The organism is Janthinobacterium sp. GW821-FHT03C10, assembly GCF_059420865.1.
On the sequence record NZ_JBWKUN010000001.1, the window covers coordinates 107,214 to 122,712 of the forward strand.

General features: G+C 62.5%; 7 protein-coding genes. All 7 read left to right on the forward strand.

The features are described from left to right. Positions 1-123 precede the first annotated feature (123 nt). Positions 124-894 carry a hypothetical protein gene (locus tag AC07VH_RS00350; protein ID WP_494786363.1) on the forward strand — a complete coding sequence of 257 codons (771 nt, stop codon included), beginning with the start codon at positions 124-126 and terminating at the stop codon, positions 892-894. After that, a complete protein-coding gene (locus AC07VH_RS00355; protein ID WP_494803959.1) occupies positions 891-4,187 on the forward strand; it encodes a type VI secretion system Vgr family protein in 3,297 nt (1,098 codons plus the stop codon). Before AC07VH_RS00350 ends, AC07VH_RS00355 begins: the two co-directional genes overlap by 4 nt. A 55-nt stretch (positions 4,188-4,242) precedes the next feature. Then, positions 4,243-7,296, forward strand: a complete 3,054-nt coding sequence (locus AC07VH_RS00360; protein WP_494786365.1) for a phospholipase D-like domain-containing protein — start codon at positions 4,243-4,245, stop codon at positions 7,294-7,296. A gap of 109 nt (positions 7,297-7,405) precedes the next feature. Next, positions 7,406-8,680 (forward strand): T6SS immunity protein Tli4 family protein, encoded by a 1,275-nt coding sequence (locus tag AC07VH_RS00365; RefSeq protein ID WP_494786366.1) that lies wholly within the window; start codon positions 7,406-7,408, stop codon positions 8,678-8,680. Between the two features lie 122 nt (positions 8,681-8,802). Next, entirely contained in the window at positions 8,803-11,619 is a 2,817-nt protein-coding gene (locus AC07VH_RS00370) for a type VI secretion system Vgr family protein (RefSeq protein ID WP_494786367.1), read from the forward strand. Next, a complete protein-coding gene (locus AC07VH_RS00375; protein ID WP_494786368.1) occupies positions 11,606-12,544 on the forward strand; it encodes a DUF4123 domain-containing protein in 939 nt (312 codons plus the stop codon). The genes AC07VH_RS00370 and AC07VH_RS00375 overlap by 14 nt, the downstream gene beginning before the upstream one ends. 45 nt (positions 12,545-12,589) lie before the next feature. Beyond that, complete coding sequence (locus tag AC07VH_RS00380) at positions 12,590-15,493, forward strand: T6SS effector BTH_I2691 family protein (protein ID WP_494786369.1); 2,904 nt, start codon at positions 12,590-12,592, stop codon at positions 15,491-15,493. Positions 15,494-15,499: the final 6 nt, after the last annotated feature.

The window sequence follows — 15,499 nt, forward strand, 5'->3', positions numbered from 1 at the left end:
ACTTGCTAATTACGGGGGCTTTGTTTCAATTGTGCGCCGGGTCGGCACTGTTGATTTCCTAACATGCGTCACGCTTTTTTTTATTGTCGTAAGGTATTGTAAATATTGACAGGAGTTAAAATTTTGCGAAGCAATGACGACAGCCCAAGGCCATCGACACGGCCCAGCTTATTGACGCCCGCGCAGCAGGCCGAGGCCGACCGTAGCCGTATCCTGAACCACCTCGAAGGCGGCCGTCGGCCCGCGCCCGTGCCGCATGACGGCCGTCGCGCCGGCCGCTGGGCCGTCTGGGGCGGCATGGTGGCCGGCGCCTTGCTGCTGCTGGCCACGGGCGCCTGGCTGGGACAGCGCGAAACGGCGGCGCAGGCCGAACCGGCGCCGGCCGGCACGGCGCCAGCGCCGGAAGCACCGGCCGTGGCCGCCGCTCCAGCCCCCGCCCCCGCCGCGGCCAGCATACGCGAGGAGGAGCAGCAGGCGCTGCCGCAGCAGAGCTTGAGCGAAATGCTGGGCGCCGGCATGCCAGTCCCTGCGCCCGTGCCGCGCCCCAGGGATGTGCTGAGCAAGGCACTGGAAAGTCCGCAGAAGAGCGCGCCCAGGCCGGCGCGCGCACCGCAGCAGAAACCGCCCGCCAAAGCGCTCAAGCCGGCCGATCCGGCCAAACCCGCCACCACGCCGGAACAGGAAAGCGACGTGGCCCTGCTGGCCGCGCTGGTGTCGCATTCCCAGGCGGGCACGGCGCCCGTCAAGGCGCCGTCCAGCCTGCAAGCCCAGTTGCAGCAATGCAGCAAATTGAAACCGGCGGCGGCCGATAGCTGCCGCCAGAGAACCTGCGCCGGCCGCACCGGCAAACCGCAATGCAAGGCGGCCAGGGCTGCGGCGAAAGGCGCGCGATGAGCGCAGCGCTGCTGGACCGGGTGGGCGCCGCGTTGAGCGCGTTCTCCAGCATCACGCGCTTGTATGAGCTCAAGTTTGAAGACGACAGTGCGCACGAGACTGCGCCCCTGCTGGTGGAAGCGTTCGCCGGCGACGAGCAATTGCAGACGCCGGGCGCGCGCGATGTCATCGTATTGTCGACCAGCGCGCAGCTGGCGCTGGCGCCCATGCTGGGCAAGCGGGCCACGCTGCAGGTCAGTCTGTTTGATGGCAGCCGCGCCAGCTTCAGCGGCCATGTCAGCGAAGCGGCCATGCTGGGCAGCCTGGGCGGCCTGGCGCGCTACCGGCTGCGTCTGACGCCATGGCTGTGGCGGCTGGGCCAGGTGCGTAACAGCCGCGTCTGGCAAGACAAGACCGTGATCGAGGTCGTGGAGTCCGTGTTCCAGCCGTATGCGCCGGCGGCGCTGTGGCGCTGGAGCGATGAAACGCGTCCGTTCATGGAGGGCGCCGCGCCGCGCAGCTATTGCTGCCAGTACCGCGAATCGGACCTCGATTTCGTCAGCCGCCTGCTGACCGAAGAAGGACTGGCATGGCGCTTCGAGGAACAGGACGGCGGCCATTGCCTGGTGCTGTTTGCCGACAGCAGCGCCGACAGCGCCGTGCCGGAAGACGCTTCCAGCGCGGCCGGCGGCGGCATCCGCTTTCATGGCGCGCGCGCCGGCGAGCAGGGCGACACCATGCAGGCGTTCAGCACGGCGCGCTCGCTGAACACGGCGCTGGCCACCGTGCTCAGTTACGACTACAAGGCCAAGCGTGCGGTCGCGGCCAGCGTGCCGACCCGGACGGCGATGGGCGGCCGGCGTGCGCCGCTGCTGGAAAGCTACGATACGCCGGGCCAGTATTACTATGCCGACGCCGCCCAGGCCAGCCGCTACGCGCTGTTGCGGATGCAGGCGCTCGAAGCGCGCCGCGAACGCTGCATTGCCCGCTCGACGGTGCGTACCTTGCGCGCCGGCACGCGGTTCAGCCTGACGCAGGGCCCTCTGCAGGCGGCAGGCGACGCGCCGTCTTACACGCTGCTGCGCGTGTGCAGCGTGGGCGTCAACAACCTGCCGGCGCCGGCCAGGCAGGGACTGGCCGAACTGTTCGGCCCGATTCCGGAACTGCTGCAGGAAAGCCTGGGCACGCTGAATCTGGGGCCGCGCCACATCGAGCATGTCGAACAGGTGATCGCCCAGGCCATGGCCAGCGGCTATGCCAATCATCTGGAAGCGATTCCATCGGCCACGCCGTGGCGCCCGGTGCTGGGCGAAAACGGGCTGCGCCAGCATCCGAAACCGACCGCCTTCGGCAGCCAGAGCGCCATCGTCGTCGGCGCCGACGGCCATGACGTGGCCAGCGGCGCCGAGGAAATCCATTGCGACAAGCTGGGCCGGGTGCGCATCCGCTTTCACTGGCAGCGGGAGACGGGCGCGACCTGCTGGGTGCGCGTGGCGCAGCGCGCGGCCGGCGGTGGCATGGGTAGCCAGTTTTTGCCGCGCATCGGCCAGGAAGTGCTGGTGCAATTCCTGGAAAACGATATCGACCGGCCCGTCATCATTGGCGCGCTGTACAACGGCCAGGGCGAGGGCGGTACCGCACCGACCCCGGGCGGCGCGGCGCGCGACCCGGGCGACGCCGGCGTGTTCGCGCCGGCGCACGATCATGGCGTGTCGGCACAGGGGAATGTGGCGGGCGGCAACAGTCCGCTGTGGCATGGCGCATCGGGCGCCAGCGCCGGCCACCGCAATACGGCCGCGCAATGGGGCATCCGCAGCAAGGAATTCGGCAAGGCGGGCAGTGCGGCCGGTTATAACCAGCTGCTGTTCGACGACACCGACCAGCAGGGCCGTATCCAGCTGAAAAGCAGCCACGCGGCCAGCGAACTGAACCTGGGTCATCTGATCCACGGCGCTGACAATTACCGCGGCAGCCTGCGCGGCGCCGGCGCCGAATTGCGCACCGATGCGTATGGCGCCGTGCGGGCGGGTGCCGGCCTGCTGGTGTCGAGTTATGTCATCAATCACAATGCTGGCGCGCGCGACCCGGCCGGCGACAATGCGCCCGGCATGGCGCTGCTCAAGCAGGCGGCCAAGCTGGGCGAGACCTTCAGCCAGGCGGCCGTCACGCACCAGGGCGTCGCCTATGCGGCGCACCTGGGGGCGACGGCGCCGGGCAGCAGCGCGCTCGACGCCAAGGCCGCGCCGTTGCCGGCTTTTCTCGCCAGCGCCTCGGGCATGCTGAGCCGCGAGAGCGTGGCCGCCGCCCGAAGCGACGCGGCCGGCAAGCCCACTGCGCCGGCCGACGACAAGCTGCCGCACAGCAGCGACGCCATCCTCGCCGTGGCGGCCAAGGCGGGGCTGGGCGTGGTGGCCGGCCAGGATATCCAGCTGGCCAACGGCGAAACGGTGTCCCTGATGAGCGGGCTCGACACGCAGTTCACCAGCGGCGGCACATGGCGATTGCACACGGGTCAGGCGATCGGCCTGCTGGGCGGCGTGGTCAAGCCGGGCGAGGGCGAGCTGGGCATGCAGCTGGTGGCGGCCAGCCAGCCGATCGAGGTACAGGCCCAGTCCGACGAGATCAAGGTGCAGGCGCGCGAAGAGGTCAACGTCGTCAGTGCCAACGCGCACATCGATTGGGCGGCGGCGAAAAGCATCCGCCTGTCGACGGCGGGCGGGGCCAACATCACCATCGAGGGCGGCAATATCACGATCCAGTGCCCGGGCAAGATGACCGTGTTTGCGGGCAAGAAAAGTTTTCTGGGGCCGCAAGGGCTCGGCTATCCCTTGCCGCGCTTGCCGCGTTCCGAGCTGGCGTTGCGGCCCTTGAAATTCATGCTGCGCCTGGCCGACACGCCAGGGCTGAAAGGCCATGCGCTGGCGCACACGCCGTGGAAGATCACCCATGGCACGCAGCCCGACGGCATGGATTTCATCGACGGCGACAAGCTCGTCGCGCAGGGCAAGACCGATGCATCCGGCAACATCAAGCTCAGCGATGAAGAGGAAAAAAAGCTCGCCGCCGTCTATGCGAGCAATCCGGACCATACGTGGATCGTGTATCCGGGCCACAGCGTGCGGCTGAACGTGGAAACCGAATCGCCCGACTGGACCGACAAGGAAAAGCTGTTCCATGCGATGCAGGCGGCGGACTTCAGCGCCGGGCGCTACGGCACCATCTTCGAGGCGGCCGCGGCGCCGCAGGCGCGCTATGCGAAAGAAGCGCTGGCCTCGCTTACCCTGAAAAACATCTTGCCGAAGGTGAAAGTCTGATGGTGACGATTTCATTCCCGGCACGCCACCTTGGCGATCGACAGCGACATGCGTCATGACACATAAAAATATCTCCCAACTGACGGCCAAGGACGGTACGCCGAGCGCGCCGGCGACCTCGGCGCCCGGCTGTTTCGTGCACGATGGCGAGGAGCTGCCCAATTTTCCCAAGCAAAAGTGGGGCAGTATCTTTTCCGAACAGCAAAAGGGCAACCGCGTTGAGTTCTATGTGACTGGCGAAGAGTATTTCACGGCCGTGGCGAAGGCCATCGAAGGCGCCAAGAAATCGATTTTCATTACAGGCTGGCAAGTAAATTTCGATGTGGAACTGACGGCGAGCAAGACCCTGTTCGAATGCCTGGATACGGCCATCAGCAGCCCCGCCGCGCCGACAGTGTATGTCATGCCGTGGCTTTCGCCCAAGGTCGGGGTTGACACGGGCGACTTCGAAACCGTGCTGGCCATCTTCCAGCTCAATGCCGGCGTCGGCGGCCCCGCCAAGGCATTCGCCTTGCCGGCGATCGCCCAGAGCGACATGGAAGGGATGCTGGGCATCGGCTTTTCGCATCACCAGAAACTGGTGGTGATCGACGATGAACGCGCGTTTGTCGGCGGCATCGACCTTGCCTATGGCCGGCGCGACAATGGCAAGTTCGCCCTCAGCCACGGCACGCGCAAGGGCAATGAGGTCTACAACACCTGCATCCCGGCCATCGAGCCCATGAGCAATGAAGCGCAAACGGCGTACCTGACGCGCGCGGAACTGCTGGCCGGCTGCATCGGCGGAAAAGTCGGTGGCGCGGCCGCGTTTGCCACCTCGGCCACGGCCGCGCCGATCGCCGTCGCGCTCGACGTGGTACAGGGCGCCAAGGATGGCATCGCCCGGGTAACGAAGAATCTTTCCGCGAAATGGAAGGCGATCGACCTGATGCCCGATTTTATCGGCAAGCTGCAGGACATACCGATCGACGTCGCGCAGGATATGTCGCGCTGGGCTTACGGCCAGCTCGACAAGGGCTTGCGCGACAAGGTCGATGGCGTGCGCACCACGGGCAGCGCGCATGTGATCGACGGCGGCACGGCGCTGATGTCGTGGCTGAACGCGGGCTCGCTGAACAAGCTGCCGCCCGAATTGCGCAGCGGCACGGCCAGGCTGATCGAAACGTTCGTGATCGGCGTCCTCACTTATCTGTCGACCCTGGCCGACGCGCGCCCCACGCGCTATGAAAACCTGAAAAAACTGCGCAAGATCATGCCGACCGGGGCCAAGACCTTCGCCGCCACGCAGCCGCGCATGCCGTGGCACGATGTGCATGCGGCGATCGTCGGGCCCTCGGTCAGCGACTTGAGCCGCAATTTCATCGAGCGCTGGAATGGCATTGCCCAGCGCTATGAAAAATCGTACCAGGCCAGCGTGCCGCCGGCGCTGGTCAAGATGTTCCAGGCGCTGGGCATGTCCGGCACGCCCAGGCTGGTCTTGCAGCGCATCGCCGCCGCGCCGCCGCCGAATACGCATGCGCAGCCGGGCGACGCCTGGGTGCAAGTGCTGCGCAGCGCGCCGATGACCTTGCTCAAGGACGAAATGGCGGCGCATGCGCGCAAGGGGCAGCAGGCGGCCAGGCCGGCATGGCCGCAGAACAATTGTCTGAAGGCGATGTTGACGGCGATTAACGGCGCGCAGAAATTCATGTATATCGAGGGCCAGTTTTTCCAGTCTGAATATGGCAGCGATGAAAGCAAGACCAGGCCGCTGTCCGGTCCGATGGCGGCCCTGCTCGACATCAGCAAGTCGCCGGCCTATGAAAAGTATGCGAAGCAGCTCGGCGTCTATGGCGTGCCGCCGGCACAGATGATCGACAAGCTGGTCTGGTCGCAGATCGACGATGTCAAGGCCGACATTGCCGGCGGCGGCAGCGATTTCATGGCCGATCTGTTCAATGTGATGAGCAACTACGCCGATATCACCTCGACCCGCATGATGGGCAAGGAGGAGCCGGGCATTCTGAATCCGATCGGACTGGCATTGTCCCAGCGCATCGAACGCGCCATCAACGATGGCTTGCCCTTCCATGTGTACATGGTGCTGCCGGTACACCCGGAAGGCACGCTCGACACCCTCAACATCATGACACAGCTGCATCTGACGATGCAGTCGCTGGTGTTCGGCAAGGATAGCCTGGTCAACCGGATCAGGCGCGCCATCCTGGTGCGGGACCTGCGCAAGAGCAAGAAACTGGATGCGGACGAGGCCAAGAAAACCGTCGCGGGCTATGCGACGGACCGGCTTGCCGAATTGGCCGGCGACAAGTGGACCAGCTATTTGACCTTGCTCAATCTGCGCTCGTGGGAAACGCTGGGCAAGCGCCATGTGACGGAGCAGATCTATGTGCACTCCAAGCTGCTGATCGCCGACGACCGGGTGGCGATCCTGGGCAGCGCCAATATCAACGACCGCAGCCAGCTGGGCGGACGCGATTCGGAACTGGCGGTCGTCGTCAGGGATGACCATCAGACCGACGTCGCGCTCGACGGTGTCGATAGCGACAAGGTCAGCGTCAACGTGCATGACTTGCGGGTGCGCCTGTGGAAGAAACTCTTTGGCCTGACCGATGGCGCCACCCCGGCCAAGGACTTGATCAAGCACCTGCTGCATCCGGCGGCCCCGGACACCTGGGAAGCGATCCAAAAGGTGGCGCTGGCCAATGCGGAAGCGTATGCCAAGGCCTTCGCCTTCCTGGCGCGTCCAAGCGGCAAGCCCAGTTCGATCTGGCCCACGTGGAACGCCAGGACGCGCAGCCTGCAGCACTACATGCCGTTCCATGAGCGTTTCTGGCGCGATGCCGATATCTTGCGCGATGAATCGCATTCCTGGGAGGCGCAATCGCGCGCGCCCGAATCGGCTCCCGTGGGCGTGCAGGGTTTCATCGTGGCCTTGCCGGTCACCTGGACGGCGGGCGAAAACAATATTTCAGGCATGAATCTGACCCTGCTGGCCCATCAGGAGAAGAAACCGCTGCACGATGCCGACCATTCCTTGCCGCAAGAAACCTATGCCCAGGTTGAATCAGGCAGGCGCCTGCCAGCCGGGCAGCGCGAAAGCTCGGCTTGACGAACGCTGTATTTTTTGAGTGATACCCATGACGATAGTTGGTCTTCCGCATTTTTCCGCACGCCATCTCGCCGCTCTCCTGCTGTGTGCCGGCGCGCATGGCGAAGGCATGGCCGCCAAGCAGGCCGATCCGGCGGCGCCGTCGCGCAAGCCCACCGCGCAGGAGCTGGCGCAAGCGACGGCGCCCGGGTACGTGACGCCGGCCGGCATGGCGTGCGAATGCCTGGGGCGGCTGGTGTTCGACGTGCATGCGCCGGTACAGTGGCCGACCCGCTACAAGGACGCGTCCGACACGGGCATCTTTTACCGCTCGTTCAGCGAACAGGTATTTCACCAGGGTGATGAGATACAGGTCGGCAATGTCCGCATCGGCGTGCTGGGTCCGTTGAGCAAGGAAGACCTGGCCGCCTTGCGGGAAGCCTTGCCGCAACCCAGGATCGACAGCCTGCGGGCGCTGCTCAGGGACGATGAGGCAGAACTGGCCGAATTGAAAGGCCAGCCCGCCGATGCGAGGACTCGCCAGGCGAGCTACCTGGCGCAGAAGTCCGTCACAGGCCGGCAGGCGCAGCTCAAGGAACTGCAAAGCAACTACCAGACATTTGATTCCGGCCTGCCCGACAGCGAAGGCTACCGCACCAGCGAAGGTTCGGGAACGACCAATCCGACGCGCTATTCCATCTATCGCAGCCACCTGAAACGCGGCGACTATGTCTATGTGTTTGAATCCATGGAGGAAATACGCGGCCAGGACAGCGTGGCGCTCCACGGCCAGCGCTTTACCCGCTTCCTGAAAAGCTTTCGCCCGCGCGCCGCCGGCGAGGTGCCGAAAGAGCTGGGCGTGTGCATCCCGCATGGCTTCATCGCCGACGACGGCAAGACCATCAGCAGCATCAAGCAGTCGCTGCGCTGGCCGGATGCGCCGGGCGTGCTGTATACGATCAGCACCGGCAACGTCGACCCGCGCGCCTTGAAAGTGCCGCTGGCCCAGGCGGCCGCCACCGGCGGCATCGGCCAGTTCGGCAGCCGCGGCGAACAGGAAGCCCAGCCTTTCATCGTCGAACGCATCGCGCCCCGTAGCGCCCGTATCGGCGCGCTGACGGCGCAGCAGGGCGGCGTGGCGCTGAAGGTGAGCCGGCCGGGCAGCGCGCCGTTTGAAACCTATGCGGTATTTACCGGTTACGCGGGATGGCTGGGCACGGCGGTGCTGCCCTACATTCTGATCGAACTTGGCAGCCGCAGCATGGAGCAGGCGCCGGAACTGAAGCAGAATCCGCCGCCGTTCAAAACCAGCTACGCGCGCCTGGAAACCTTGTTGAAGAGTACGCATTTGCGGCCGACCGAACCGGCCATGCCGGAATTACGTGGTCTGCAGGGCGCGCAGTGATGGATGCGGTCCCGATTTCAATCGAATCACTCTTGCTATAACGAAATTTCTAGGGTGTAATGCCTTGATAAAAGTGCTTATTTACTAATTTTTTGCGGGAAGCCGCGTGATGGAGTTTCCGGATGTCGATGTCCTTGCCCGCCAGTTTCACGCAAGCCAGCAGATTGTTGCAGCTGACCACGCCCCTCGGCGCCGACCGCCTGCTGGCCGAATGCGTGCGCGGCGAGGAGGGCTTGAGTACGGACTTCGTGTTCCAGATCGCGGCCCTGTCGACCGACGCGGGCATTTCGCTGCGCACCCTGATCGGCCAGCCGGCCTTGCTGCAATTGCTGACCTCCACCAGCGCCGACGCGCTGCGCCCGTTCCACGGCCACATCACGGGTGTCGAGCTGGCCGGGGCGAACGGCGGCATGGCGCGCTATCACCTGACCATCGAACCATGGAGCGCTTTTCTTGACCACGGCCGCGACAGCCGCGTGTTCCAGGATATGACGGTATTCGACATCCTCGACGCGCTGTTTTCCGCCTACCAAGGGCAGGGCAAGCTGGCGCCGGCCTGGCGTTTCGATATTCTCGACCGCGCGGCATATCCGAAGCGCAGCCTGAGCACCCAGTATCAGGAAAGCGACTGGGCCTACGCCCAGCGGCTGATGTATGAGGAAGGCTTGTTTTATTACTATGAACACAGCGGCGATCCCGGCAGCCCCGGCCTGGGTAGCCACTGCCTGGTGATCGCTGACCATAACGGCGCATTCAAGCCCAATGCCCAGAGCGGCATCAATTTTACGCAGCCAGGCGCCGTCATGAAGGTCGACAGTATCGACCGCTGGCGCACCGAATTGCGCCAGCAGACCAATGCCATCGAAATGGGCAGCTGGGATTACCGCTCGCTCGACCAGCGCGTTGCCAGCGCGGCGGGAGCAGGGGGGGCGGCGCAGGGCGTGGAGCTGCTCAGCCGCGACGCGCCCGGCGCCTATGCCTACGCCTCGCGCGAACAGGGCCAGCGCATCGCGTGCAACCAGCTGCAGGCGCTGGAAGCGGGCAAGGAGATCCACGTGGCGGCCGGTACCGTGCGTACCTTGTCGCCGGGCACCACGTTTGTCCTGCAGGGACAGCCGGTGTTCGACCAGGCCGGCAGCGACGCCGAGCGCACTTTCCTGGTCGTGCGCACGGTCCACTTGATGCACAACAACCTGAGCGCGGATCTGCAGTCGTCGATCCTGCAAACGCTCAAGACGGGCCTGCTCGATGCGGCCATCCGCAAGGAGCACGCCGGCAGCCTGCATCGCATGTCCGCGCTGCAGGGCGCCATTGCCGAGCGGCCCCTGTACCGCAACCGCATCGACGCCATCCGCAGCAATATTCCCTATCGCGCCAGCGGCAAGGACCAGCATGGCTGCTTGCTGCATCCGCGCCCGACCGTACATGGCCAGCAGACGGCCGTCGTGGTGGGGCCGGCCGGCGCCGTGATTCACACCGACCGCGACCACCGCATCAAGGTGCAATTTCACTGGCAGCGCGGCGTCATGAGCCACAGCCGCCTCGAGCATCCGCAAGGCGGCGGGCATACGGGCGCGCCGGGCGACGACAGCGCCGGTACCTGGGTGCGCGTGGCCTCGACCATGGCGCCGGTGGCGGGCGCCAACTGGGGCGGCCATGCGCTGCCGCGCATCGGCCAGGAAGTATTGATCGATTTTCTTGAGGGCAATATCGACCGGCCTGTCGTCATCGGCGCCGTCTACAACGGCCAGGGCACGGCCGATGCCCAGAATAACCGCGTGGCGCATGGCGCCGGACCGGCCACCGGCAACGCGCCAGCCTGGTTTCCCGGCGAAGCGGGCGCGCATGCCCACCCGGCCGCGTTGTCCGGCATCAAGAGCCAGGCCATGCAGGCCAGCCAGCAGGGTGGTGCTGCGTACAGCCAGCTGGTGTTCGACGATAGCCCGGGCCAGCCGCGCGTGGCCCTGCAGCGCCATGCCGGCGCGCACCAGGGTACTGCCGAGCTGAACCTGGGACACCTGCGCCATCAGACGGACAACCAGCGGCTGGCCGCCGCCGGCTTCGGCGCCGAGCTGAAAACCGAGCACAGCGCCGCGCTGCGCGCGGGGCAGGGGTTGCTGCTGTCGACCGACGGGCGCACGAACGCCAGCGGCACGCAGATGGATAGCAAGGAGGCGGCGGCCCAGATCGAGCAGAGCCTGGCCCTGCTGACATCGCTTGCCGAGACGGCGCAAAAGCACAAGGCCGTGCTGGACGGCGGGCAAGGGCAGGCCGACGCGGCGCCCGGCACCTTGCCGGCGCTGAAACAATTGGCGCACAGCATAGAAATGCTCAAGGGCGCGGAAGGCGCAGGCGATGGCCAGGCCACGGCCTATGGCGCGCCGCAGCTGCAATTGTCCAGTCCGGCCGGCATCGCCGCCACCACCCCGCTCAACGCGCTCCTTGCCGCCGGCAATACCAGCAGCATCGCGGCCGGGCAGGACATCAACTTCGGCGCGCAAGGCAACCATTTTCATGCGGTCAGTTCCGGCATCAGCCTGTTTACCTACGGCAAGGCCAGCAAGGCCGACAAACCGAATCAGGAAACGGGCATCCGCCTGCACGCCGCCAGCGGCAAGGTCAGCACCCAGAGCCAGTCCGATGAAACAAAATTAACCGCAGACAAGGCCGTGACCGTGGCCAGCGTCAGCAAGAGCGTCAACGTGAACGGCAAGCAGCATGTGCTGCTGACGGTGCAGGGCGCCTACATCAAGCTCGAAGGCGGCAATATCGAGATTCACGGCCCCGGCAAGATGGAATTCAAGGCTGGCATGAAGGAGTTGACGGGGCCGGCGAGCGCCAGTCCTGTACCGCTGGCCTTGCCGATAGGACAATTAAAAGGCTGCGCACTGAAGCTTCTCGATGCCACGCAGGCGGGAGCGGCCAGTGTCAAACGATAAAGCGCCATCGCCGGCACTGTCTCCGGCGGCGGTATCGACGGCGCGCGCCGATGAAGTGCTCTACAACGTGGCCCGCGACTATGACAGGACCGTCGTCCTGATCGACCAGTTCATCGACAATCCCCTGCGCGAGGCGATCGAGGCTCTGTCGCCGCCCGCGGCCAGCGTGCTGCTCGATGACCCGATCTTCGAGGATGACCTGCAGCGCGCGCCGATGCTGCTCGCCTTGTCCAACCAGCTGCCCGAGCACTATGCGCTGGTCGAACATAGCTTGAAGCTGGCGCAAGAGCAGCATGCCGAACCGGGCGCGGTGCCCCGCATCTGCGCCTGGCTATTTAGCCATGCGCCCCTGGCGCGCCTGCGCAGCGCCATGCTGGCGCGCCTGAATGTGCGCTATCCGTCCGGCGAAGCCGTCTACCTGCGCTATTTCGACCCCCGCGTCATGCCGCATCTGGCAAGACTGTTGCCGCCGTCTATCGCGGCAGGCACGCCGGGGTACAGCAGTTTTGCCGATCTGCTCGGTCCTGTGGAGACCTGGTGCCAGCTCGATCGCGATGGGCAGCTGATCCGGCATGGCCATGCGCAGCTGGTGTCGGCAGTACAAGACGTTCCCCTGCGCATCGATGAGCCAACCACGCAGGCGATGGACCGCATCGAGCAGATCAACCTGGTAGTACGCATCCTGCGCGCAAGGCAAACGCCAATCGGCGCCGGCATCGATGCGCAGATCGACCGCTATCTTGTCGACAGCGCAAATGCGGGCCTGGCGCAGGCGGACGATCAGATCGCCTATGCCTGGCGCGCCGTCGAACACGGCCAGGCCTTCACCTCGCACCCCGCCCTTGGGGAACTGATGCGAATGGCAAGCATGCAAGGCTTGCCACTGGATATCGTATTGAACGCCCGTCTGCATTCCCTGGGCTGATGCCCAGCAGGATGACCGCGTGCCGCCCACCCAACAGGAAGAGCGATGAAAGACTGTAAATTTTGCGATAAGAACGGCTTGTTCATTTTGCCACTGCGTTATGCGGCAGTGGTCGGCGAGGGCGCGGCCAGTCAGGTCCCCGCCTTGCCCGGCAAGCTGGGCGACAAGGTCAAGCACATCACGCTGGAGAACGCCAGCTATGCGCCGCGCCTGCTGCGCTCCGGTTTCCTGTACGTGCTGATCAAGCGGTCGGGATTGTTGTATTGGGAAGGCTATTTTGCCGACGACGACGCCTTCCTGTCCAAATTTCCCGTCGATACGCCGCCATCGGCGGCCGTGAATTTTTCTTGCGACCGCAGCACCTGCGGCATCAACGCCAGCATGATCGCGATCGACAAGATCGAGTTTGTCGAAAAAATTTATCTGTTGTTTACGCCAACTGCCATGACGCAAGACAGGCTCGATGCGTATGCGGCCAATGCCGACGCCAGGGCTGAAAAGGGACAGATGCAGGTTTTTCTGCCGAAGGAATGGGCTGCAGGCAGTACCGCGCAGCCCCACAGCCTGAAACCTGAAGAGCTTGGCAAGTATGTTCCCGAAGCCGTACTCGCCAGGCAATATCACAATGCCTGGAAGAGCCCCTTGGGGAAGAATCTCATGCAGCAGCTCTACATGGGAAGTTCCGATGCATATGTAGGCATGGCAAATCTTCCACTGGCGACGCCGGGCGGGCGGATGGGGAAGCTGGAAGAGAAAATGGTGGCGACGAAGGCGGCAGCATTTGTTCTGTTTGACCCGATCGGCATCACGCAGGAATTGAATGATTTTCGTAATGCCGCCCTGCAGCCGCTTGAAAATTTTCTCGATCGTGAGGACAAGGAAAAAGTCAGCAACCGGCGAAAACTGGAGGTGATGATCGCGATCGAGGATGTCAAGGAATCCGCCATCAAATATGGCGTCGAAATCAGGAAGAAGAGCCTTGCTGAAATGGATGCGAGCAGGATGCCGACGATCGACAAAGATAATGCGGCGATACTCAGGAAGTTAAATCGTGTCAAGGAGGCAGAGATCATCGAGGACAGGATGAGAAAAAACGAGGCTGCGCGCGAGAAGCGGCGCGAGCAAATATTGGCGACCAGTGAGCAGAATGAACGTGAAAAATTCAGCAGCAAATATGAGTCATTGATAGCGCTCGATGAAATCGATCTGTTCAAGAAAACCCTGGAAAATCTGTCAAAAAAGGCGGATGTAGAAACAAAGAAAAGAAATGCGGACCATATCAAATGGGTGACATCCGCCGAACTCGTCGATGCCTTCGATACCTATGATGAGCAGAACCTGAGTAGCGGCTTTTGCTTTACCTTGGAGCATTCACTGTGTACGTTTGGTATGTTTGCCTACAAGGGAAATTTACCGCTACTTAGAAAGTGGATGGACGTAACGACGATCGAGCGGAAAAATTTGTATATGCGCACAAATTTTTACAATCTTAAGTCGCTGTATGAGGAAGCGAAGAAAACTTTTCAAGATGCGAAAGACCAGGTCGAGGCGTCTGGCGATATTTCAAAGGTCCAGAGCGCACCATGGCTGAAGGCATGCAAAGGCTTGGTCGATTCCTTCAAGAAGATCGACTCCGCCTGGGATGAATGGTTACGAGATAAGGACGTTATCAAGATTCATACCGGCCAGGAAGAGGCAAAGATCGGTTCAAAAATACACAGTTTGTCTAAATATCATCGCAGCGCGGAAGGCATGGCCTTTGCGCGAATATCAGAGTGGACCCAAGCCTTATCCAGCACCAGCAGCAGGCTTGATAAAGCGATTTCCAGCGTCGTCGGTGCATTGCTGTACTCCAAGCTGACCGACCTGGCGGAAAAGATCGGCTTTGAGGAGTTGATGAATCCCTTGAAAACTAAGCTTGTTGGAGAGTTGCAGGAAAAGGCAAAAAAATATGCTGACACCCTTAAAACAGAAAACGAGAAAAACAAGCTGGAACAGGGTATCGATAAAAAGGCTGCGCGCATGGCGCGGGCCGAAGCGACCAGAATTGCCCAAGCAGATGCAGCAAAAGTAGAGGGCAGCATAGAAAAGCTAATTCAGGATGAACAGCTGAAAGTCAAAAACAAGATCAAGCTGACGCTGGATGAACTTGATAAGGGGAAACGACCTGCGACCAACAATTTTCGCCACGCCAGGCTAGGCGTTGTTCTGATGTCGATCGAAGGCATTTCGCTGTCAACGAAATTGACGCATTTTACGGAATCGCCAAGGATCAAGGCGGAAATTACAGCATCTATCCTGTCGCTGAGTAGCATGTCCTTCGATCTGGTATATGCCGTGGCAAAATCAATCAGGGAAATTGAACCCTACAAAAATATTGCCGGAATTAATAATGCGGCAGACGTCATACGTGGCGGCCTAAAAATGACGGCCGGAACGTTAGGCGCCAGTGCTGGCGCGATTGCATCGTGCTTGGATATGCTTTCCGCTTACGATGAGTACAACAAAGAACGGGTGAATTGGATTCTCTTTGGAATATATGTGGGACGCGCCATTATCGGTTTGTTTAATACGGGATTGGGGATGATTGCAGCTTTTTCTTATGCGGCACCCTTGTTGTGGCGGATTGCCAGTTCTACGCTGATGAGTAATTCTGTCCTCGCCCTCAGAATGACGCATTTTTTTGCCGAATCAGCAACATTGGCGGGCAGATTGGGGGCAGGCCGCACTCTGTGGTTGATCAGACTGGCCAGATTTAATTTGATTGGCGTAGCGGTGACGGTGGTGGAAGTCGGATATCGCGTGTGGATCATGGATGATGACTTGGAGAATTGGTTTCAAGCATGTAGTTACAGGAAAAATAGGGGATGGTTCAGCGAAAAACCTTATGACACGGCTGAAAAGGAATTAATGGAACTGCAAAAGGCCTTCAAGGCAATTCAATCCTAAAACGCA

Coding starts and splice junctions, on each gene's coding strand:
- AC07VH_RS00355 (WP_494803959.1), top strand. CDS start 891: ATGAGCGCAGCGCTGCTGGACCGGGTGGGCGCCGCGTTGAGCGCGTTC.
- AC07VH_RS00360 (WP_494786365.1), top strand. CDS start 4,243: ATGACACATAAAAATATCTCCCAACTGACGGCCAAGGACGGTACGCCG.
- AC07VH_RS00365 (WP_494786366.1), top strand. CDS start 7,406: ATGGCCGCCAAGCAGGCCGATCCGGCGGCGCCGTCGCGCAAGCCCACC.
- AC07VH_RS00370 (WP_494786367.1), top strand. CDS start 8,803: ATGTCGATGTCCTTGCCCGCCAGTTTCACGCAAGCCAGCAGATTGTTG.
- AC07VH_RS00380 (WP_494786369.1), top strand. CDS start 12,590: ATGAAAGACTGTAAATTTTGCGATAAGAACGGCTTGTTCATTTTGCCA.